The sequence below is a fragment of the Nocardia pseudovaccinii genome (genome assembly GCF_050942345.1).
GTDB lineage: Bacteria > Actinomycetota > Actinomycetes > Mycobacteriales > Mycobacteriaceae > Nocardia > Nocardia pseudovaccinii.
This window is the reverse complement of record NZ_CP192074.1, coordinates 78988-100423: the sequence shown is the minus strand read 5'-3', so window position 1 is coordinate 100423 and position 21436 is coordinate 78988. Positions and strand designations below refer to the sequence as shown.

The window sequence follows — 21436 nt, the reverse complement described above, 5'->3', positions numbered from 1 at the left end:
AGCGCTAATGTCACAACTATGTCCAGCCATCCGGAGTCCCCACGCAGCAAATTTCACGGCCTGCTCCACGATCAGATCCGGCACGAATTCAATGCCGAGCATCAATACATCGCGATCGCGGTATGGTTCGACAATGCGGATCTGCCGCAGCTGGCCAAGCGTTTCTATGCGCAGGCGGTCGAAGAGCGCAATCACGCGATGATGATCGTGCAGTACTTCCTGGATCGGGATATCAGCGTCGAGCTTTCCGGCATCGATGCCGCGAAATCGCATTTCGAGAATGCACGTGAACCGATCGCGCTGGCCCTCGCGCAGGAAAAGAACGTCACCGAGCAGATCATCCAATTGGCGAGCACCGCCCGCGAAGAGGGCGATTACCTGGGTGAACAGTTCATGCAGTGGTTCCTGAAGGAGCAGGTGGAGGAGGTCGCGAATATGACGACCCTGCTCACCATCGCCGATCGCGCCGGGTCGAACCTGTTCGACCTGGAGGATTTCGTCGCTCGTGAAATGAGTGGTCCGAGCGATGCTTCCGGCGCTCCGTCCACTGCGGGCGGCAGCATCTGATTCACGATTCCTGTAGCGGAATCAGGCCCGGCTCGTCGCGACGAGCCGGGCCTTTCGACTTTATGCAGCGCTCAAGGAGCTGAGCAGCGTCTTGAGCAGCGCCAGAATGGCTTCCATGATGGTCCTACTTTCCTCATCTTTCGGTGAGACTTCGCTCACCACCACCAGCTTTCGGTGATGCAGAGAACCTAACCGAGGGTTGATTAGAAAGGAGGGTGTTTCACAAAATTCTCCGTGATTTTTTTGAAATCACCGCAGGGTGACCTGACGCGACCGCAGCCCATCCCGGGAACGGCGCTCGTCCGCCGAGAGCGCTGTGTCGTCGGCCAGCGCCGCCGCCAGGCGTTCCCCGAATTCGATCGCCGGTTTGGTCCACTCGCTGGCATGCAGTTCCGGATCCAGGTCGAACACCGGCACCAGCAGGCCGTGCGTGCGGAACGAGCCCGCGAAACGGGAGCCGTCGCCGAGATGCAGTCCGCCCGAAGCATGCAGCCGCGCGAGCGCCAGCATCAGATCGTCCTCGTTCTCCGGGCGCACCCAGCGCAGATGCGCCTTATCACCGGCATCGACCCACCAGCCCGCGCCGATCGCATCGGGGCCGAGATCCAGTCGCGCGGACGGCATTATCGCCTGCTTGGCCTGTTCGATGGTCGCGGCGACCTGCGGATCGGGCTGCACGCCCTCGGGTACCCACCAGTCGAAGTCCTGGTGCACGGTCAGTTCCAGCTGTGCGTCCGCATCGATCACATCGGCCAATCGCGGTCCGCCCTCGGCACTCTCGGCCGCGGTCAGCGATTCACCGGGTTCGGCGGACTGTGTCCACAGGATCGCCGCCGCGATATCGGCAGCCGGATCCACACCCTGGAATTGCACCTGCGTGGCGACGTATCCGGTCGGCGGCTCGCCCGCCCGCACCAATCCGGCGACCGCGCCCGGCAATACCGTGGCCAGCACGACGGAACGCTCCGCGGCGATATCGGACGACAGCGGCAACGTCGCGGTCGCCGACGGCACGAATTCGCGCAGCGCGACCAGATCGCACTCCGCGGCCAGCCCTTCGAACGGACGCGCACCGGACTGCGCTGCCTGCAGTTCCAGAGCCGCCCGCCGCTCGGCGAGACGCTGGGCCCGGTTCCCTCCGGGCTTCGGACTATTCCGCTTACTTTTACCCACGGCAGGTCAAACTACAGGGTCGAACGCGGGATGTGCCGCGCGCCGCTCGGTCTGATTTGCAGCTGTTCGGGCGGGTAGATCAGGCCGCGGCCAGCAGGGCCTTCGTACGGGCCGGGTGGTTGGTGGCCACCCAGCTGACCCCCAGGTCGGCGCACAGGCGCACATCGTCGGGATCGTCCACCGTCCAGCAGTAGGTGGCACGGCCCGCGGCGGCGGCTTTGTCGACGAGGTCCGGATGCTCGCGCAGGGTTTTCACCGAGGGACCGACGGCGGTCGCGCCGACCGTGGTCGCGGCGCTGCCGCCCAGGTAGCGCGATGATTCACCGAGCAGCACAGTCGGCAGCAGCGGTGCGGAACGACGGATCCGCCACACCGCGGTGGCGGCGAAGGACATGACGACCGCGCGGGAGTGGTCGGCGGAGGCGGGCGTGGCGATGCCGAAGCGCTGGAGTTCGGCGAGCAGCTTGTTCTCCACCAGCGCGCCGTAGCGCACCGGATGCTTGGTCTCGATGAACAGCTTGGTCGGCCTACTGCGCCAATCCAATACCAACTCGATCAGTTGGCTGAGGGTGAGTACCGACGCGGGTGCGCCGTCGGCCCCGAAGTCGAGTCCCTCGAGTTCGTCCAGGGTCATTTCGCTGACCAGTCCGGTGCCCGACGAGGTCCGGTCGACGGTGCGGTCGTGCACACAGACCAGATGTCCGTCCCTGGTCAGCCGGACATCGCACTCCACGCCATCGGCGCCCTCTTGCAGCGCTAGCTCATACGCGGCGAGCGTATGTTCCGGCAGCGCAGCCGATGATCCCCGGTGCGCGACGACGAACGGTGCGCGACTGCCCTGGCTCACTTGGCCAAAACCTCCTCGTGCTCACGGTGCGGTGTACTTGTTTCGAGCGCGACGGGCTGTTTCGCCGCGGCGCCACCGGGCTGCACCGGTTCGATGACGGGCACCGCCGGATCGACGGCGATCACCCACCGGCGCGCAATCCTGGTGCGGCCGAACAGATCCCGGCCGGTCATCGACCGCTGCACCCAGAGGGTCAGCACCGCGACCCCGGCCGCGACCAGATCGGTGAACGCGGTGAACAGCACACCGTCCGCTTTGGCCTGCAGGGTATCCGCGGTCCGCCACAGCAGTGCCGCCACCGTGCAGCCCGCGCCGAGCACCCAGCCCACCCACCAGATGCGCACGGCCCGCAGCGTGCGCGGATTCGGACGCACGGCGACCGTCTCGGTGAGATATACACCGGGCCACAACAGATTCACCACCGGTATCAGACAGCCGAGTGCGAGCGTCCGGGCCAAGCGCGGGTCCCGGCGGCCGACCGCGGCGAAGGCGGCCCGACGCGTTTCGATCAACCAGCCGAGCATCGCGATCGCGGTGATCAACCCGAGCGCGAGGCCGACCAATGCCGAAAGCCACACCATGGCATCGGAGATGTACAGCAACCACGACGGAATCAGCCGGGTGCGGTTGCGCAGCAGGATCAGATAGCGCCCGAGTTCGGCGCAGGCGGCGATCGCGAAAACCGCCGCGGTCGCGATGAGTAGCGCACCGGCCCTATTGGTCAGCCGGTCCAGCGGCCGTTGGGGCGCAGGCGCGGACTCGACCGGCGGATCCAGTAGGCCCCAGCGCGGAATCTGCTGGTAGCGCGGCGTTTCCACTGACGGCCGCAGCCGACCGGAGCTCAGCTTGCGGGTGCGCTGATCTGGGCGGCGGGCCACCCAGCGGTAGTTTCGCCGCTCGGCGGGGGCGTCGATGGGCGCCGGTGACAACAGCACGCCACGGCAGCGCGGGCACCAGTGCATCGGCGTCGTCTGCACGGCCCAGCGCGCGCCGCAACGCGCACAAGGTTGTACCACCGTACTCACGGTGTCTCCCTTGCGGCATGCCCGGGCCCTCCGTGGTTACGCGGGCTGCCGCCTCCGGGCCTGACGTTCATGCCGCGTGCCCCTCTCTCTAGCCTCAGTAGATCTTCGCCTGGTGATCGCCGTCCGCAACCAATGGTCGACCCACTCGCTGCCATGCCACCATGCCACCGCTGACATCGACCGCGTCGTATCCGATGTGCGCCAGGTACTTGACCACCTCGATGGAGCGGCCGCCCTGGCGGCAGATCACATACAGCTGGGCGTCGTAGTCCAGCTCGTCGACGCGGGCGGGCACGTCGGCCATCGGAATGTGGATCGCCCCCGGCGCATGTCCGAGCTGCCATTCGTCGTCCTCGCGCACGTCGAGCAGAATCGCCGCCGGGGCGTCCGCCGCGACACGCTCGGTCTTGTCGAATTCGTCCGGTACGGCTTCCACCGGCACCGACGACACTTCGGGGCTCGTCACGCTTCGATCCTGCCATGGGTGGCGCACCACGGGGGAGTTCCGGCCCCGCTATGCCGGTGACCAACAGGCACTTCACGGCCTCGACATCGGCACGTTACCTCGGGTATGTTCTGTGCTTCTGGATCATGTCCGATGCCCCGCTCCGGGGCCGCTTGTGCATATCTCGATCAAAGTTATCCACATAATCCACAACTTGATCCACAGGTGCAGCTATCACACAGCACACCGATCACAGGCCTCAACTGTCGAGCGAACGTCGATCTACAAGGGCCGATGCGCTGGATCCCGGATCGAACGGGCGATCCCAAGAGATTGCTGCAGCAGGTCGCGGTACGAACGACCGATCCGAGACTCCCCTCCTTGCCATCCCGGAGCGGTCATTCGCCGCTGCGTCGGGATCTGAGGCTGTGCAGGTCCCGATATCTACTTGGACGCCGCCGGTCGCAGATCGGTTCCCCAAAAAACCAGAACACCAGCGAATAACTGAAATACCGGGTTCCCGCAGGTGCTGTCGGTAGCCTGGATGCATGAACGTGAGCAGGGGGCTACTCGACGGAATGGAAACAACAGCACTCAACACAGCACTCTCCGAGGCCACATGCCTAGGCGTGGAGGTCGATACAGCGAACGCACAACTGAGCCTCGACCTGGAAGTTCTGACGCTTCCGGCCGAGGGCCCCGCGCCCGAGGATTATCGCGTGAAGTTGACATTCACCGGTGTCGGTCGAGTCGCGGCCTCACTGCGCATTCAGGAATGGGACGACGTGGCGGCCAGGGTGCTGCCGCTACAGCTGGACAAACTGGACGCGGCCATCCGGAGCTTCGGCGGCGGTCGGCTGCACGGCTGGGAATTCATCGACGTGGACGAAAGTGGCTGGGTGCACTGGAGTGAACTGCTCAGCTTCGACACCCGGATCGACTCCCACACCACCACGCACGTCATCGAGTTCTCCCAGGAGGAGGGCATCGACCCGCGCGAACTCGACGTGCGGGTCTGGTTCGACGACATGACGATTCACGATGCCGATGGCGCCGAAATCCCGCTGAAGGAATTCATCGCGGGCGGGGTGCGCTGGTGGAAAGCGCATGACGCGGGCGATCCGCGGACCCTGCGCGCCGGAATCGTGCCGCAGCTGTAGTCAGTGCACCTCGAACCGCACACCCGGCCATCGGGTGTGCGGTTCTGTTTCAGGCACCCAGTCCGGCCGGACAGCTGACGCCGGTGGCGTGCACGGGGCAGTAGCCGCCGGGATTCTTGGCCAGATACTGCTGGTGGTAGCTCTCGGCGTAGAAGAACTCGGGCAGCGCCCGCAGCGGATCCGTGCCGCCCTGTCCGGGCAGTTCGGTGATCTCCGTGGTGATCTCGCCGTAGCCCGCGGCGGCAAGCCGCGCACCGAAGGTCTGCGCGGTGCTGTGCGCGAGCCGCGCCTGCGCCGCGTCGACGGTGAAGAGCGCCGAGCGGTACTGGGTGCCGCGATCGTTGCCCTGCCGCATGCCCTGGGTCGGATCATGATTCTCCCAGAACTGGCGCAGCACACCGGTGTAGTCGATGACGTCCGGATCGAAGACGATCAGCACCGCCTCGGCATGGCCGGTGCGCCCACTGCACACCTCTTCATAGGTCGGGTTCCGGGTATAGCCCCCGACGTACCCGACCGCGGTCGTGAAAACACCGTCGAGTTGCCAGAACTCCTGTTCCGCACCCCAGAAACAACCCATGGCCACCACCGCGACCTGCAAGCCTTCCGGAAACGGCGGATGGATCGGCCGACCGGTCACATAGTGGGTGTCCGGGACCGGTATCGGGTCGGGACGACCGGGCAGCGCTTGCTCCGGCGTCACCATCGCCGGCTCGGGAAGACGGATCCGTCCGACTAGTTCGTCGTACCAGGACATGGTTGCTCATCCGCCTCTCCGCGTATTCAGGCCATACGAGTCGAGTGCCGCACGGCCTGGTCTCAGGTCCTGCGTGGGGTGCCCAGCCGAGTTTTGGAAGTACCCGGCGAGTTACCCATGTATTCACGAAATCAGTCGTACCGTCAGTTGTCCAGCGCGCTGCGCAGGTTGCCCCGGCGGAATGTGGGGGCAAGGAGCGCGGTTGCAAGCGAGCGGGTGTACGAATGATGGTTGAGTGCGTTCGAGACGGCGGGCGCACCCGGCCCGACATTAGGAAGGGACATCGTGGCTGAGTACACGTTGCCAGATCTGGATTACGACTACAGCGCCCTGGAGCCCCATATCTCCGGGCAGATCAACGAGATTCATCATTCCAAGCACCATGCTGCCTATGTCGCCGGCGTCAACACCGCGCTGGAAAAGCTCGAGGCCGCACGCGAGGCGGGCGACCACGGCGCGATCTTCCTGAACGAAAAGAACCTGGCATTCCACCTGGGCGGCCACGTCAACCACTCGATCTGGTGGAAGAACCTCTCCCCCAACGGTGGTGACAAGCCGACCGGCGAGCTGGCCGCAGCGATCGACGACCAGTTCGGTTCGTTCGACAAGTTCCGCGCGCAGTTCACCGCCGCTGCCAACGGCCTGCAGGGCTCCGGCTGGGCGGTGCTCGGCTATGACACCCTCGGCCAGAAGCTGCTGACCTTCCAGCTCTACGACCAGCAGGCCAACGTGCCGCTGGGCATCATCCCGCTGCTGCAGGTCGACATGTGGGAGCACGCCTTCTACCTGCAGTACAAGAACGTCAAGGCGGACTACGTGACCGCGTTCTGGAACGTCGTCAACTGGGAGGACGTGCAGGAGCGTTTCGCGCGCGCCGTCGGCCAAGCCAAGGGCCTCATCTTCGGCTGAGCTTTTCCCGCCCGCGAGCCCGCGAACCGACCGGTTCGCGGGCTCGTTGCGTTCACCGTGTCCGATTAGCACTCTTTGGTACTTGTGTGCCAACTGAGTTTTGGCGCATCCTCGAGAATCCACAGTTCGAGGACGGGCAAAGCCGCCCCCGGTTCGATCACGGGAGGCATCATGCATACGAACGGACCCATCGGCATCACGCCGTTCCAGGCCCGCGGATCACTGCGGGGGTTCGTCATCTCCGGACGTTGGCCCGACACCACCAAGGAATGGGCGCAGGTCCTCGTGCTCGCCGTGCGGGTCGCGTCGTATCCGGGCCTGCTGACCACCTCGACTGTCTTCGGTGTGCGCGAGGAGCTACCGGATGATCCGGAGCCTGGCACCGTCGGGCTGGTCCTCGCCGAGGGACCGGTGCTCGGTGACCAGGCGCTGGAACCCGGCCGGTTCGCCGATCATGTGCCGCCGGCGCTGTTGATGTTGCATCCACCCTCGGAGACCCGGCCGTCGCTGCCGGAATGCGTCGGCGTGGCATCGGGTTGCGTGCTCCTGCCCGGCGTACCGCATCTGGGGTTGGAGCATCGGGCAGCATGGGCGGAGGCCGAATCCGACGGCACCGTCACCTCTTTGGTGAGTCGGGTCGGACTGGATCCGATCAGCGATCCCGATACCGCGGTCCTGGCCATGCTCTTGGCCGCCTGAACCACTCTTCGCCTGGCCGTGCCCACCTCGCACCTTGTGCGAGGTGATCCGGCTGCGCCGAGCGAGTCGCTGTAATCGGACGGCATCTTCGGGGTAGGTCTGTCCGGTGCCGGGCAAACCCGTAGGTCGCGAACGGTGTGCGCTGATTGCCAAGGGCTAGCTCACTTCTGGATAAGCATGTGCTGCCGGATCAGTCAGGGAACCCGAAACTCGACAGTTGGATCACCAAACTTATTGTGCGCATTGCGATTTCGATTACAACGGCTTGGCGTGAGTATGGCTGCGGGGGTACAGTCGATGACAGCGAAGGGGAGTAGCCCGCAATCGCGCTGTCGACATACTGGTCCGCCGCCCCACGAGGGCGCGGACCCGGCCGCGTGAACCGGCGTAGATACGGTGGGCGAGACCTTCGGCCGAGACAACCATTTCGTTGTCGGCCGGAGGCGTAACCCGATCTCCCGGCCGACAGGCCGGAGCCCGGGAGTGCAGACCACATGATCGCGACGATATTGCTCAGCGTCGGAATCGTCTTTCTCGCCGAGTTGGGTGACAAGTCCCAGCTGATGGCGTTGACGTTCGCGCTGCGCTACCGCTGGTGGGTGGTGCTCGGCGGCATTGCGACCGCGAGTGCCGCGGTGCATCTGATCTCGGTCGGTGTCGGTTATTTCGTCGGTGCCGCGATGCCCACCAGGGCCATCGCGCTGGTCGCCGCACTTACCTTCCTGGCCGTCGGCCTGTGGACGTTGCGCGAACATTTCGGCAGCGATGATGCCGAGGCCGAACCCGAGCCGCCGCGTTCGACGACCGCGCCTTTCTTCGTGGTCCTCTCGGCCTTCCTGCTCGCCGAACTCGGCGACCGGACCATGTTCGCCACCGCGGCCCTGGCCACCGACAACAGCTGGATCGGCGTCTGGATCGGTTCCACCATCGGCATGGTCGCCGCCGATGCCCTCGCCATCGCCGCGGGCATCCTGGTCGGCAAACATCTCCCGGAACATGTCATCGGCATCTGCTCCGGCCTGCTGTTCCTCTATTTCGGCACCGCGAGCCTGCTCTCCGCCGCCCTCCCCGGCCTCGGCATACTCACCGGCGGCGCACTCGCCACCCTCGCCCCGGCCATCGCAGGCATTGCCCTGCTGTTGCGATCGCGGTCGGCCCGAGGCAATTCGGAACCCGTCGCGATAGCCGAGCCCGCCGAAGAGATGCGCTGACCGCGCTCAGGCCCGTACTTCGGACTGACGCAGCATCGCCTCGCCGTACAGATCACCGCTGCGGCGAACCAGGTCCAGTAGGGGTTCGCGGAGGGCTCGGAGGCCGGGGAGGTCGTCGATGGCTACCCGGGCGGTGACCATGGCGCTGACGGCGGCGGCGAGGGTTTGGCAGGCGAAGCGCTGTTGGTCGGTGCGTGCGTCGAGGACGTCGGCGATCATGGCGACGAATGATTCCTGCAATTGGGCGCGGCGGGCGACCGCCTTCGAGCCCACCGCGTAGACCTCGACGAGGTAGAGGCGGGCGTATGCGGGTTCGGCGATGAGCCCGTCGAAGTAGGCCTCGAGGATGCGGCCCATCCGATCGGGATCGGCCGGGTCGGCGGCATCCCGCGCATCGCCGCTGATCGCATTCGCGATATTCGCGATCAGCAGTTCGACGGCCCGCTCGTAGGCGGCCTCGAAACAATCCTCTTTGGAACGGAATTGCTCGTAGAAGGTCTCCCGCGAAACTCCGGCCCGCTTCAGGATGACCGCGACCGAAGTCCCGACGTATCCGTTCTCGACCATGGCCTCGGCCATCGCGCTCAGGATCCGCTCACGCTGCGATGCGATCACCTCCTCCCTCGGCAGGCCGTGTCGCCCCCGCGGGAGTTGGCGTGCGCTGCTTGCGGATTCGGTCATTCAGTGGCTCCGAGGGTCGGGCGGGCGCGTATCCGGCTTACGCCGGTCGCTCCATTTTGCGGGGTCTGGCCGGCTGATCGGTGGTGAACGGTGCCTCTTCGGTGCGCGCGATCTCCAACGCCCGCGCCACCCCGCGCCGCAGCGCGATATCGATGACCCGCTGGGCGATCGGCCGGAACGGCAGCGTCACCGCCACCCACCACGGCGATACCACCTGACGTTTGCGCCTGGCGATGGCACGCTCGACCACATCGATGGCGGGACCGAGCGGTGCGACTCCCGACACCGTGGACCGGCCGAGAATAGCCCGCGCCGCGGCGGTGCCGAAGCCGCGCGCGGTCATATCGGTATCCAGTTCGGCGAAATACGCGACCCCGACCTTCGCGCCGGTGTGCCTGACCTCGTGCCGCAACGTATTACCGAGCGCCTCCACCCCGGCCTTCGACGCGCTGTACGCCCCGACCAACGGCAGATTCACCGCGGCCGCCAGCGACGAGATGACCAGTGCGTACCCGTCCGGATGACAGATGTGCGGTCCAGCGGCACGCAGCGTGTAGTAGACGCCGAGCACATTGACCGCAAGCGTCTCCTCCATGACCATCGGATCCCCGCCCAACAGCGGCAACTGTTTGGCAATCCCGGCATTGGCCACCACCACATCCAGCCCGCCGAGTTCGGTGACCAGCGTGCTCACCACCCGCTCCACCTGCCGGTGGTCGGCGATATCGCAATAGCGCCACGGCGCGTCCCCGCATTCGTGCGCCACCTCCGCGAGCAGGTCCGCCTCCAGCCCGAGCAGCGCTACCTTCGCCCCTTTCGCGTGCAACTGCCGCGCCAGCGCGGCGCCGATGCCGCGCGCCGCGCCGGTGATCAGAATCCGGCGACCGGCGACGGACGCGGCGGAAAACAGGTGCCAACTCGTCACCCGGCCACCACCCCTCGTCGAATCGCTTCGCGATGCTGCATAGCTGCGACGATACCAGCCGCGAACATATATGTTCGCAAATAATTTCCCGTTTATCCGACAGTGCTATGTGGAGCGGGCATCGGGTGCGAGGGAGCCGTGATCGGCCTCTCGTACAGCACCGGTTAGGGTGCAATTGACGAAGGGCCAACTGGCTGTCACGAACGAGAGGACCATCGTGGAGATTTCGGGTTCCGCCGCCATCATCACCGGAGGCGCATCCGGCCTCGGCGCCGCCACTGCCAAGCGTTTCGCCGATCTGGGCGCAACCGTCTTCGGACTCGACGTACCCCAATCCATCGAGCGCGCCGGGGACAACGTGCCCGACGGCGTCACCCTCATCCCCGCCGACGTCACCAGCAACGACGAGGTTGCCGCCGCCGTCGCGCAGGTCGTCGATTCCGGTGCGCCGCTGCGCATCGTGGTGAACTGCGCCGGTGTCGGCTGGGCCGGACGCATCCTGTCCAAGAACGGCCCGCACGATCTCGAGCTGTTCCGCACCGTCATCACCGTCAACCTGCTCGGCACCTTCAATGTGATGCGCCTGGCCGCCGACGCGATCGCCAAGACCGACACCGTCGACGAATACGGCCAGCGCGGCGTGATCATCAACACCGCCTCGGTCGCCGCCTTCGAGGGCCAGATCGGCCAGATCGCGTACTCGGCCTCCAAGGGTGGCGTGCACGGCATGACCGTCCCGGCCGCGCGTGACCTGGCCCAGTTCGGCATCCGCGTGAACACCATCGCCCCCGGCATCATCGACACCCCGATGCTCTCCGGTGTCACCGAGGAGTACCGCAAGGGCCTCGAGGCCGGTGTGCCGTTCCCGTCGCGCCTGGGCCGCCCGGACGAGTACGCACAGCTGTCGCAGTACATCGTCGAGCACGACTACCTCAACGGCGAGACCATCCGCATGGACGGCGCCCTGCGCATGGCCCCCCGCTGAAGAGCCTGCGAGGCAACTACGCCCCGTCATCCACTGGATGGCGGGGCGTTTCTGCTGTCAAGGGGCCGGTTTGTGGCCGATGCCGAGGAATGCGGTGGTGGACAGGGGTTTGTTCGGGCGGTAGTTGACGGCGAGGTAGGCGCGCATCAGGGCGACGCGTTCGGCCCACACCTGCTCCCCGACGGTGCGGCGCATCAGCAGCAGTGGGGCGCTGCTGCGCACCATGGTCTCCCACATCTCGTCGGAGTCGGCGAAACCGATCGTGCTGGTGTGGCGTTGGATGCTCACCCCGGCGAATCCCGCGGTGCGCATCTCGGTCGCGAAGACCTCCGGATTCTCCAGGTTGAGGAAGTTGGGCTGGGGTTCGGAGATGGTCGGATCGGCGGCGGCGAAGGCGCCGAACATCATTCGCATGAGCGTCGATTCGGCCACCGGCGCCCAACTCGACACCACGGCGGTGGCACCGGGACGCAGTACCCGGAACAATTCCGCGAAGCCCTTGGCCCGGTCCGGGAAGAACATCAGCCCGAACATCGAGAAACCGGCGTCGAAGCTGTCGTCGTCGAACGGTAGCGCCTGTCCATCCCCCACCCGCGTTTCGATATTGGTCAGCCCAGTTGTGCGGGCGTCCTCGGTGAGACGCTGGATCATCGGCTCGGAGAAGTCGATGGCCGATACCTGTGCCACTCGTTCGGCGGCGGGCAGACTCAGCGTGCCCGGCCCGGCCGCGACATCGACCACATGTGATTCGGCGGAAAGGCCGGCCAGTTCTAGTGCGCGAGCGGAGAAGGGCGCCATGATCGCGGGTCCGAATTCGGCATATCCGTCGGCGACGAGATCCCACGGTTCGGCGGCGGCAAGCGGGTTACCAGACATCAGCTGACGATCCTTTCGACCGTCCAAGGCTAACCGGGCAGCACCCCCGGAACCTACCAACTCCGGCCGATCTCGTTGTGCGCCAAGCGGATCAGATCTTGCGTTCGAAGGTGATCAGGTGATGGCCCGGTCCGTTGTAATCACGCACCGGTCCGGCGACGGTGAAGCCAAGATGCCGGTGGAAGCCGATCGACGCGTCATTGCCGGGCGCGGTGATCGCCTTCACGATGTGCCGGTCATTCGCCCTGGCGATCGCGAAGAACCGCTCGTAGAGCTCACGCGCGAGGCCGCTCTTGCGGGACTGCGGATCGACGCCGACGAAGTGGATGTAGGCCTCATCGGATTCCGACGGCGAGAGGAAGCCGATCAGGAATCCGGCCAGCCATTCGGTCGGCTCCCGCCATCCGGCGCCGGGCACCTCGGCGACCAGGCTGGTTCGGTAGAAATGATCGAGGAACAACCTGGGCAGGTGCGGTAACACCGAGCGCCCCCACCAGTCATCGATGACGATGGCGATGGCGTCGTAGTCATCGGCACGTGCGGCCCGGATGACCGGCCCGTTCGCATTCGGCACGTTATCCATTCTCCTCAGCGCGCCGCGTTTCGCGGTGTTGGCCTGATCACGCTCGGCCATCACATGCGCAGTGGCCGTCTCGCACGATGTGCGCGACGGCCACTGGTTGTGCGACGGGTTTCGTCAGAGCGTGCGGGTCAGGCGCTCGGTGAGGATCTGGGCGAAGCGGGCCGGATCCTTCAGTTCACCGCCCTCGGCGAGAACCGCTGTGCCGTAGAGCAATTCGGCGGTCTCGGTGAGCTCGGGAACCTTGCCCGCGTCGGCGTCGTCCCGCCGGGTGTCGTAGGCGTCGCGCAGACCGGTGACCAGCGGATGGGTCGGGTTGAGCTCGAGGATCCGCTTGGACTCGGGCACCAGCTGACCGGAGGCGCGGTACATGCGCTCCAGCATCGGGGTGAAGTCGAAGACATCACCGACGAGGCAGGCCGGCGAGGTGGTGAGCCGGTTGGTCAGGCGCACCTCCTTGACGTTGTCCAGGTTCTTGCCGAGCCAGGCGAGCAGTTCGGCGAAGTCCTTGTCCTGCTGTTCGCGCAGCGATTCGGTGGCCTTCTTCTCCTCCTCGGTCTCCAGATCGACCTCGCCCTTGGCGATGGACTGCAACGGCTTGCCGTCGAATTCGGTGACCGAACCGACCCACATCTCGTCGACCGGATCGGTCAGGATCAGCACCTCGCGGCCCTTGGCCTTGAAGGCCTCCATATGCGGAGAGCTTTCGACCTGCTGCCGGGTCTCGCCGGTCATGTAGTAGATGGCGTCCTGGCCGTCCTGCATCCGCTCGACATAAGCGGCGAGGGAGGTCAGCTCGTCCTCGGAGTTGGTCGAGGCGAACGAGGAGACCTGCAACAGCGTCTCGCGGTTGTCGAAGTCCGAGAGCAGGCCCTCCTTGAGGACGCGCCCGAATTCCTTCCAGAACGTCTGGTATTTCTCCTGATCCTCCGCGCCCTGCAGTTCCTTGACCGTCGAGAGCACCTTCTTCACCAAGCGCTTGCGGATCATCTGAATCTGCCGGTCCTGCTGCAGGATCTCGCGGGAGACGTTGAGCGACAGGTCCTGCGCGTCCACCACACCCTTGACGAAGCGCAGGTATTCCGGCATGAGCTCTTCGCAGTTGTCCATGATGAACACCCGCTTGACGTAGAGCTGGACACCGCGCTTGTGCTCGCGGGTGAACAGGTCGAACGGCGCATGCGATGGAACGAACAGCAGTGCTTGGTACTCGAAGGTGCCCTCGGCCTTCATCGGGATGATCTCCAGCGGATCGTCCCAGCCGTGGCTGACGTGCTTGTAGAACTCCTTGTACTCCTCGTCGCTGACCTCGCTCTTCGGGCGGGTCCACAGCGCCTTCATGGAGTTGAGGGTCTGCTCCTCGAGAATCGTCTTCTCGGTCTTCTCCTCGCCCTCGCCCTCGGTGACGGTCCGCTCGACCTGCATGCGGATCGGCCAGGCGATGAAGTCCGAGTACTTTTTGACGATCTCGCGGAGCTTCCACTCCAGCGTGTAGTCGAAGAGGTGGTCGTCCTCGTCCGGGGTCTTGAGGTGCAGCGATACGGCGGTGCCCTGGGGAGCCTCGTCGAGGGTTTCGATGGTGTAGGTCGAGCTGCCCGCGGCCGACTCCCAGCGGGTGCCCTCGGTCTCGCCCGCCTTGCGTGTGGTCAGGGTGACCTTGTCGGCGACCATGAAAGTCGAATAGAAGCCGATGCCGAACTGGCCGATCAGCTCCTCAGCGGCCGCCTCGGATTTCGCCTCGTTCAGTTTCTTGCGCAGTTCCGCGGTGCCGGATTTGGCCAGCGTGCCGATCAGATCGACCACCTCGGCGCGGGACATGCCGATGCCGTTATCCCTGACGGTCAGGATCCGGTTGTCCTTGTCGACCTCCAGCTCGATATGCAGATCGGCGGTGTCGACGTGCAGATCCTTATCGCGGAAGGACTCCAGCCGCAGCTTGTCCAGCGCGTCGGAGGCGTTCGAGATCAGCTCCCGCAGGAACGTGTCCTTGTTGGAGTAGACCGAGTGGATCATCAGCTCGAGCAGCTGATGGGTTTCTGCCTGGAACTCGAGTTGTTCGACGTGCTCTGTCACGTCGCGATGGTACCGCCGCGCCTATCCGACATCCGCCGACATCTGCCCGAAGTCGGCCAAGCCGGGCACCTCGATGTCGGCGCGGTGGGGATCATCCGCCCGTGTGGGCCGGGGATGCATCCATTCGCGCAACACCATGGTGGCCCGCACATCGTCCTCGTTGTACTCGAGCAGCCGGGTGCGTTGACTCAGCTCGGGTTCGCCCTCGTAGCCGACGGCCAGCCGATACCAGCTCATCGACGCCTCGCCCCCGGCCTCGGGATCGCGCCAGGAGAACCCGGCCACCGGCGCGATCTTCTTGAGCCCTTTGCCGTTCGGGCAGATGAATTGATCGGAGACGGCCTGGAACATATCCACCCACTGCGGTCCGTCGACGAAGGCGCGCACCTGATCGACCGTCGGCACTCCGGGCTTACCCGCGAAACGGCGCGCCGATTCGTAGAGCCACTTGTCCTCGGCCGTGCGCGAATAGCAGTAGGCGGCAAAGGTTTTCCCGGCCGCGACGGCCTCGGCCCGCACCGTCATCAGCCAGGTCCAGAATTCGCCGAAGGAGCGGCCCTCATCTTCGGTGGGCAGCGGATCCCAGGTGACGAACGGGCGGTACACACCGTCGAGCAGCGTGCCCCACAGGTATGCGCCGTACTCCTGGAAGCTCTCCAGATCGACGTCCACCTCGACATCGGCCCGGCGCACCCAGACCCGCTCGACCCGGCGCACCAGCGGCGCGCCCGCGAGCCAGGCGCGGGCGGTCACCACGGCCTCGTCGAACGGGCCGTGCTGCCAGTCCTCCGGATCGTCGCCGACCCAGGCGGCCAGATCGTCGATGGTCTCGACGCCGTGTCCGCGCAACACCTCCGCGCGGGAACCGGGCGCGACCAGGCTCACGTCCCGGTGCTCGGTCAGCCAGCCCTCGCAACTCTGCCCCGCGACCTGCGCCTCGTCGGCGGGCGCCTTGCGCGTCCACCACGGGCACTGGCGGCATTCGGGCACCTTCGACGGAACCGTCGGCAAATCCCCGCGCACCACCGCGATTCGATCGGCATAGCGCCGGTCGTAGTCGGCGAGCAGCGGGCCGAGATCGTGCACCAGGATGCGGTCGAAGTGGTAGCCGATCACGCCGCCGACCAGCGCCGGACTGGCCAGACCGTGCCGCTGCAGCATGCGGTACAGATGCGCGAGCCGCTGTTGATCGCGGGGCTGCTGGCGCAGTTTGCGATGCGGATCGGGTTGCGGATCCCAGTGATACGGATCCGAAGTGGTCGGGTGGAAATCGGCCGGTTCGGGCTGGCGCGGGTCGGTGACCTTGTGGTTGACCACGATGACCGGGATATAGCCGCCACGATCGCGGTCACGCAGCAGGATCTCCGAACCGCCGCGGCGGCCGGTATCCGGTTCCTGCGGCAGCAGTCCGCCCCAGATGTGTTGCGCGCCTTCGGCACACGCGCGCATGGTGGCCGCGGCCCGCTCCCCCGCGCGCAATGTCGGATCGATCACCACCCAGTTGTCCGGATCCGCGGCGATCAGCGCATCACGCACCCGGGTGCGATGCGCGGTCGCGGCCTCCCGGCGCTGACGGACCCCGGCATCCTCGATCACCCCGGTCAGCAGGTTCGGATGCGCGGCATTCAAATGCAATCGGTGCCGACACCCGATCAATGCTCTGGCATCGACGAATGCGGTCGGCTCGGCGGGCATCGACGCAGCACTCACCTCGGCCTGCCGCTCGTCGGCTACGCCTTGGTGATTGCGACCGTCCCGGTCACCGCTGCCCGAATACACATACGCAGTATGGTCCAGACCCCTGACAACTCTGTGAACCGCATGACGCGACCCACTACACGGCACCGGTGGATCGGTACTCGAGCAACGAATGATTCGCTGCCAACTCGACCCACTCGGAGCGAGTCTTACGAGCAAGGAGTTCGCGGCCCGTCTCGCGGCCGAGTCGTCGAAGCGCATGCGACGTAGTCGCGAGTCTCGACGGCGCCGCTGGCGACTGCTTGCAGGTCGCTCGAAAGGGTCAGCCCGCGAGACACCCGGGGGGTTGCGAACACGCCGGGCCGTAGGCGCGGCAATATGACACAAGCTAGGGTACTGACGACACGTGTGACATGGGCGGACGAACGTTCCCCGACGTCGTACTGCCATGGCGAACCAGCATGACGGAGGGCCTCGATGGGGTTGTTCACGAAGCGCAAGCGGCGGCCGAGCCGCAGGGCCGAGGCGAAGGCCCTCAAGCACAAGGCCGCCATGGAGGCGAAACTCGGCGCCAGGAACGACCGCAAGGCCCGCCGCGCCGAGGCCCGCACCCAGGCCAAGGTCGCCAAGGCGCAGATCGCCACCCTGCAGGCCGAGGAGAAGGCGGCACTGAAGGTTGCCGCCAAGGCCGAGCGGGATCCGTTCACCGCGAGCCAGGTCCGCAAGTACCTCGGTGTCGCCCGGGTGCTCGTGCCCGTACTCGCACCGCTGGCCTATCGCGCCGCGACCTTCATCCGCGGCCGGATCGATACCCGCCGTGCGCATCAGCTGGGCATCGGCGTCGAACAGCTCGGTGATTTCAGCGGCCACGGCGGTCGGCTGCAGGCCCGGATCACCAATACCGAAGCCGCCCTTGACAAGATCGGCACGCAGTCCGGCGACAAGGCGGGCAAGGGCGAAACCCAGAAATTCGTTACCGCCACCCAGGATCGACTCGGTAATCTGACCGCCGCGATTCGGACCGCGGAGCAGATGCCCGCACCGCGTCGTCGCGCCGTACACGCGTCGATCTCGGGCGAGCTGTCCGGTATCGAGGCGGACGTCTTGGCGCGCCTCGGCGTCAGCTGATCCATCCGATGTCTCCCGGCCAGCCCTCCGGCAGCCCGCGTGGCTGTCTGGTGGGCGGCATGGTCGGTGCGCTCGCCATCGCCGCACACGGTGCGGCGGGTGGCGGATTTCCGGATTCGGCCGAATCCGCACTGCTGCTGCTTGTTTCGGCGTTGACGGGTTGGGCCGCGGGACGGCTGCACCGGGGCGCCATCGGGCATTGGGCCGTGCTCGGTCCGCTCGCGCTCGGACAGCTCGCCGGACATGCGGTGCTATCCGGGCTGATCGAACACACCCATAGCCACACCGCCGGACCGCAACTCGACCCATACCTGCCCACGGGCTGGATGTTGTCGGCGCACTTGATCGCGACGCTCGGCTGCGTCGCGCTGATCATGCTGGCCGAGCGGCTCTATGCGTTGGCGTCCAGCGTCATTCGCGCCGTTTCCGCGGCCGGATCACCGCTCGCGGTCAGCCGCCCGGTCCGCTGGTCCGATCCGATTCTCCGGCACTACCGCTTTCATCCGAACGGCGCGATCGGTCCGCGCGCGCCGCCGGTGTCGGCCTGACCCGCCACACCCCAAACCCCTTCGGACAGAAAGCACTTCACTCATGCGTACGCAGATCACGCGCGCCTGCACGGCGGTCGCCGCCGCCGGTTTCGTTCTCCTCGCGGGCGGCACCGCCTCCGCACACGTCACCGCCGACGCACCCGGTGCGACGCAGGGCGATTACTCGGTGATCACCTTCAAGGTCCCGACCGAGTCGGAGACCGCGAACACCACGTCGCTCACCGTCGCCCTGCCCAACCTCAAGAGCGCCCGCACCGAACCCATTCCGGGTTGGAGCTCCAAAGTCGACCGCAATGACAAGGCCGAGGCCACCTCGGTCACCTGGACCGCCGATCCCGGCACACCCGGTGTTCGGCCCGGCCAGTTCCAGCGCTTCGTCCTCTCGGTCGGCCCGCTGCCGACCAAGGACGAGGTCAGCTTCCCGGCCACCCAGACCTACAGCGACGGCAAAGTCGTCAAGTGGGATCAGCCCATGGGCGCCGACGGTTCCGAACCGGAGCATCCGGCACCGATGCTCACCCTCGCGGCGGCCTCCGGCGACGGCCATGACGACCACCACGTCGGCAGTTCGGCCGCCGCCTCGGAGAAGGCCGAGGACACCGACAACACCGCGCGCTGGCTCGGCGGCATCGGTCTCGCGCTCGGCCTGCTCGGCGTCGCGCTCGGTCTGGGCAATGTGATCCGCGGACGCCGGGCATGACCGGCACTGCCATGCGTCGCACGGTCGCCGGGCTGGTCGCGGCCCTGCTCTTGCTGAGCATGGGCGCGCTCGCGGCCGGAACGGCGGCGGCCCATTCGACGCCGGTCAGCAGCGTGCCCGCCGACGGCGCGAGTATCGAAACCGGGCCGGAGCGGGTGAGCATCACCTTCAACGAGCCGCTGCAGGAAAGCTTTCCGGCACTGACCGTGGTGGGTCCGGACGGAAATCTGTGGTCCAAGGGCGATCCGAAGGTGGACGGCCCGACCGTGAGCGTCGCGGTCGGCGAACTCGGCCCGACCGGCGTCTACAAGATCGGGTACCGAGTCACCTCCGCCGACGGTCATCCGGTCAAGGGTGAGCGGACCTTCACCCTCACCAAGGCGGGCAATGGTACGCCCGGCCCGAAGGCCGACAGTCAGCACAACTCCGGTGGCAGCGACGATTCCGGCGGAATTCCGCTGTGGGTCTTCATCATCGGCGCGGTCGTCCTGTTCGGCGGTGGTCTCGCATTCGCCCTGTTCGGCGGCAGGAGCCGCAAATCGCAGCGGTGAGAAGAGCACACGGGTGAACAAGGTGCAGCGGACGACCGGCGGCGGGAACGCGCAAGCGCTGCTGCTGGTCGTCCCGGCCGGGCTGCTCGGGGTGGCGCTCGCGCTGATCCTGGCCGTCCCGGCCCCCGCGCAGACCGAGAGCGTCATCAGGGTGCTGGCGGACTGCACCGGCGCCACGGTGCTCGGACTGGCCGCATTGCCCCGACTGCACGATCGGCTCCGGCTGCCGTGGCGAGCACTCGCGGTATTGGCCGGGATCTGGTGTGTCACCGAATTCGCGGTGCTCGTCTTCGAGGCGGCCGCCGTGGTCGGCGTGCCCGTCGGCAAGCTCAGCGCTGGGCAGTTCGGCAATTTCCTGGTCGAGATCAGCGGCGGTCAGGTCGGTATCGCGGTGCTGATCGGCAGCGGTGCGGTCGCCTGCTATTCGGCGATGGCATTCCGGCGGCCGGAGACCGCGTCGGCCGATCTGGTGCTGGTCTTCGCGGCGGTGGCCCTCGCGCTGCGGCCGATCACCGGACATATGTCGCAGCAGCCGTTCGGCTCGGTGCTCGCGGCGGTGCACGCGCTGGCGGCGGCGTCCTGGTTCGGCCTGCTGGTCGCGCTGGCGCTGGTGGTACGCACCCGCGGTGAGTGGGCGGTGACGCTGCCCCGGTATTCGGCGGTGGCGCTGCCGCTGGTCGGCATCGTCACGGTCACCGGCCTGGTCAACGGGTTGGTGCGGGTCGGCGGGATCGCCCCGTTCGTGACGACCGGCTACGGCCGCATTCTGCTCGCGAAAACCCTTGTGCTGGTTGCGTTGCTGGCGCTCGGCTGGTGGTGGCGACGGACCTGGGTACCGCAGGCGACGGGACATCGAATGCCCGCCGAATCCTCACTGCGGCGCGCGATCATCGAGGTGGCAGTGATGGCCGTGGCCTTCGGATTGGCCGCGACCCTGGCGGTCACCGCTTGACGCTTGCAAATGCAAGCACCTGCGGCCGGGCTGTTAGCAACCCGTTACAGTTGTGCCATGACCGAGGTGAAGATCGTCGAAGACTGTGCGGCATCGGCCGAAACAGCCTTCGCGTACGTCAACGACTACCGGAATCTGTCGCGTTTCATCACCGAGGTCCAAGACTTCACGCCGATCACCGATCAGGTCGAGGGCGTCGGCGCGACCTTCGACGGCACCATCAAACTCGGTCCTGCCGCGCTGCATTCGCGCCTGCAGGTCGTGCGGTGGGAAGAGAACTACGCGATCGCGGTGAAGTCGATCAAGGGTTTCGAAATCGAATCCACCTTCTTGTTCCACGCCAAGGGCACCGATAACTGCACGGTCGACGCGATCGTCGACTATCGGGTGCCGGGTGGAATCGCGGGCAAGGTGCTCGGCAAGACCATCGAGCCGTTCGTGAAGCTCGCGGTCAAACACTCCACGCACAACCTGACCACCCAGATCGCCGAATTCCACGCCAGCAGGCAGGGCTAGCCAGAACTTGTCCGGTCCGGTCCGGCCGGAGGATGCTGTGCACTATGGCTGACCGAACGACACCGACATTTCCGCAGCGCATCGCCTACATCTGCGGGCGCACGCTGCCGGAGTCGATGTCGGCGTGGGTGCTCGAGGATCTCACCGGCCCCGGTGCGGCACGGCGCTACCTGATGCGCTTCCTCATTCCGATGATTCCGGTGCTGAGCCTGTTCCTGCTGGTACCCGGACCGAAATGGATGGGCCTGGCGATGATGGCCCTGCTGTATCTACCGCTCATCTATTTCACCGCGGCGCTGATGTACGTGTATCGCAGGGCGCGTCTGGTCAAGCACGGCTTGGATCCGGCACTGGCCGACGCCACGTCCAGGAAGCGCGCGCAGACCGAGCGGCTGGCGTATGAACGCCGCCACGGTCGCGCTTGAAT

24 protein-coding genes are annotated in these 21436 nt (G+C 66.2%); 13 read left to right on the top strand and 11 right to left on the bottom strand.

Annotation, left to right across the window (positions count from 1 at the left end; all coding sequences use genetic code 11):
• Positions 1-18: 18 nt before the first annotated feature.
• A complete protein-coding gene (locus ACQPZ2_RS00470; RefSeq protein WP_063044080.1) occupies positions 19-567 on the top strand; it encodes a ferritin in 549 nt (182 codons plus the stop codon).
• 249 nt (positions 568-816) lie between these two features.
• On the opposite strand, the gene ACQPZ2_RS00465 is transcribed toward ACQPZ2_RS00470, so the two are convergent.
• From ACQPZ2_RS00465 to ACQPZ2_RS00450, 4 genes are all read right to left on the bottom strand, one after another.
• Positions 817-1740, bottom strand: coding sequence for a DUF5926 family protein (locus tag ACQPZ2_RS00465; RefSeq protein WP_433523781.1), 924 nt, complete (start codon positions 1738-1740; stop codon positions 817-819).
• A gap of 79 nt (positions 1741-1819) precedes the next feature.
• Positions 1820-2587 carry a glycerophosphodiester phosphodiesterase gene (locus tag ACQPZ2_RS00460; protein ID WP_387287210.1) on the bottom strand — a complete coding sequence of 256 codons (768 nt, stop codon included), beginning with the start codon at positions 2585-2587 and terminating at the stop codon, positions 1820-1822.
• Entirely contained in the window at positions 2584-3612 is a 1029-nt protein-coding gene (locus ACQPZ2_RS00455; protein ID WP_433523780.1) for a DUF4328 domain-containing protein, read from the bottom strand. The genes ACQPZ2_RS00460 and ACQPZ2_RS00455 overlap by 4 nt, the downstream gene beginning before the upstream one ends.
• A 94-nt stretch (positions 3613-3706) precedes the next feature.
• Positions 3707-4078 carry a rhodanese-like domain-containing protein gene (locus ACQPZ2_RS00450; RefSeq protein ID WP_433523779.1) on the bottom strand — a complete coding sequence of 124 codons (372 nt, stop codon included), beginning with the start codon at positions 4076-4078 and terminating at the stop codon, positions 3707-3709.
• Between the two features lie 527 nt (positions 4079-4605).
• Between ACQPZ2_RS00450 and ACQPZ2_RS00445 the strand changes: the two genes are divergently transcribed.
• Positions 4606-5217, top strand: a complete 612-nt coding sequence (locus tag ACQPZ2_RS00445; RefSeq protein WP_433523778.1) for a hypothetical protein — start codon at positions 4606-4608, stop codon at positions 5215-5217.
• A gap of 49 nt (positions 5218-5266) precedes the next feature.
• Here ACQPZ2_RS00445 and msrA read toward each other — a convergent pair whose 3' ends face one another.
• Positions 5267-5974, bottom strand: a complete 708-nt coding sequence (msrA, locus tag ACQPZ2_RS00440) for a peptide-methionine (S)-S-oxide reductase MsrA (RefSeq protein WP_433523777.1) — start codon at positions 5972-5974, stop codon at positions 5267-5269.
• Positions 5975-6259: 285 nt separating this feature from the next.
• Here msrA and ACQPZ2_RS00435 point away from each other — a divergent pair, with 285 nt between their 5' ends.
• The 3 genes from ACQPZ2_RS00435 to ACQPZ2_RS00425 all read left to right on the top strand — a co-directional run bounded on the left by ACQPZ2_RS00435 (position 6260) and on the right by ACQPZ2_RS00425 (position 8793).
• A complete protein-coding gene (locus ACQPZ2_RS00435; RefSeq protein WP_063044086.1) occupies positions 6260-6883 on the top strand; it encodes a superoxide dismutase in 624 nt (207 codons plus the stop codon).
• A gap of 171 nt (positions 6884-7054) precedes the next feature.
• On the top strand, positions 7055-7582 hold the full coding sequence (locus tag ACQPZ2_RS00430; RefSeq protein WP_062981370.1) for a hypothetical protein: 528 nt from the start codon (positions 7055-7057) through the stop codon (positions 7580-7582).
• A gap of 494 nt (positions 7583-8076) precedes the next feature.
• Positions 8077-8793 carry a TMEM165/GDT1 family protein gene (locus ACQPZ2_RS00425; RefSeq protein WP_433523776.1) on the top strand — a complete coding sequence of 239 codons (717 nt, stop codon included), beginning with the start codon at positions 8077-8079 and terminating at the stop codon, positions 8791-8793.
• A 6-nt stretch (positions 8794-8799) separates the two neighbouring features.
• Here the strand turns inward: ACQPZ2_RS00425 and ACQPZ2_RS00420 are convergent, their stop codons facing one another.
• On the bottom strand, positions 8800-9474 hold the full coding sequence (locus ACQPZ2_RS00420; RefSeq protein WP_063044088.1) for a TetR/AcrR family transcriptional regulator: 675 nt from the start codon (positions 9472-9474) through the stop codon (positions 8800-8802).
• Positions 9475-9511: 37 nt separating this feature from the next.
• On the bottom strand, positions 9512-10399 hold the full coding sequence (locus ACQPZ2_RS00415) for an SDR family NAD(P)-dependent oxidoreductase (RefSeq protein WP_433523775.1): 888 nt from the start codon (positions 10397-10399) through the stop codon (positions 9512-9514).
• Between the two features lie 217 nt (positions 10400-10616).
• Between ACQPZ2_RS00415 and ACQPZ2_RS00410 the strand changes: the two genes are divergently transcribed.
• Positions 10617-11384, top strand: a complete 768-nt coding sequence (locus ACQPZ2_RS00410; protein WP_433523774.1) for an SDR family NAD(P)-dependent oxidoreductase — start codon at positions 10617-10619, stop codon at positions 11382-11384.
• 57 nt (positions 11385-11441) lie between these two features.
• Here the strand turns inward: ACQPZ2_RS00410 and ACQPZ2_RS00405 are convergent, their stop codons facing one another.
• The 4 genes from ACQPZ2_RS00405 to ACQPZ2_RS00390 all read right to left on the bottom strand — a co-directional run bounded on the left by ACQPZ2_RS00405 (position 11442) and on the right by ACQPZ2_RS00390 (position 16608).
• Complete coding sequence (locus ACQPZ2_RS00405; RefSeq protein ID WP_433523773.1) at positions 11442-12260, bottom strand: class I SAM-dependent methyltransferase; 819 nt, start codon at positions 12258-12260, stop codon at positions 11442-11444.
• Positions 12261-12351: 91 nt separating this feature from the next.
• Entirely contained in the window at positions 12352-12834 is a 483-nt protein-coding gene (locus ACQPZ2_RS00400; RefSeq protein ID WP_063044090.1) for a GNAT family N-acetyltransferase, read from the bottom strand.
• 123 nt (positions 12835-12957) lie between these two features.
• The gene (gene htpG, locus ACQPZ2_RS00395) at positions 12958-14913 is read right to left on the bottom strand and encodes a molecular chaperone HtpG (RefSeq protein ID WP_433523772.1); all 1956 of its coding nucleotides are present in this window, start codon (positions 14911-14913) and stop codon (positions 12958-12960) included.
• 21 nt (positions 14914-14934) lie between these two features.
• Entirely contained in the window at positions 14935-16608 is a 1674-nt protein-coding gene (locus ACQPZ2_RS00390) for a TM0106 family RecB-like putative nuclease (protein WP_063044097.1), read from the bottom strand.
• 480 nt (positions 16609-17088) lie between these two features.
• Between ACQPZ2_RS00390 and ACQPZ2_RS00385 the strand changes: the two genes are divergently transcribed.
• The 7 genes from ACQPZ2_RS00385 to ACQPZ2_RS00355 are packed head-to-tail and all read left to right on the top strand — an operon-like array spanning position 17089 to position 21434.
• The gene (locus ACQPZ2_RS00385) at positions 17089-17739 is read left to right on the top strand and encodes a DUF6474 family protein (RefSeq protein ID WP_433523771.1); all 651 of its coding nucleotides are present in this window, start codon (positions 17089-17091) and stop codon (positions 17737-17739) included.
• 8 nt (positions 17740-17747) lie between these two features.
• Entirely contained in the window at positions 17748-18287 is a 540-nt protein-coding gene (locus tag ACQPZ2_RS00380) for a hypothetical protein (protein ID WP_433523770.1), read from the top strand.
• A 43-nt stretch (positions 18288-18330) separates the two neighbouring features.
• Positions 18331-18990: a YcnI family copper-binding membrane protein gene (locus ACQPZ2_RS00375; RefSeq protein ID WP_433523769.1), complete on the top strand. Its 660-nt coding sequence runs from the start codon at positions 18331-18333 to the stop codon at positions 18988-18990.
• A gap of 11 nt (positions 18991-19001) precedes the next feature.
• Entirely contained in the window at positions 19002-19541 is a 540-nt protein-coding gene (locus ACQPZ2_RS00370) for a copper resistance CopC family protein (protein ID WP_433527702.1), read from the top strand.
• A gap of 22 nt (positions 19542-19563) precedes the next feature.
• Positions 19564-20493, top strand: coding sequence for a copper resistance D family protein (locus ACQPZ2_RS00365; RefSeq protein WP_433527701.1), 930 nt, complete (start codon positions 19564-19566; stop codon positions 20491-20493).
• Positions 20494-20550: 57 nt separating this feature from the next.
• Positions 20551-21009: an SRPBCC family protein gene (locus ACQPZ2_RS00360; protein WP_433523768.1), complete on the top strand. Its 459-nt coding sequence runs from the start codon at positions 20551-20553 to the stop codon at positions 21007-21009.
• 44 nt (positions 21010-21053) lie between these two features.
• Complete coding sequence (locus tag ACQPZ2_RS00355; protein ID WP_433523767.1) at positions 21054-21434, top strand: DUF5313 family protein; 381 nt, start codon at positions 21054-21056, stop codon at positions 21432-21434.
• Positions 21435-21436 lie beyond the last annotated feature (2 nt).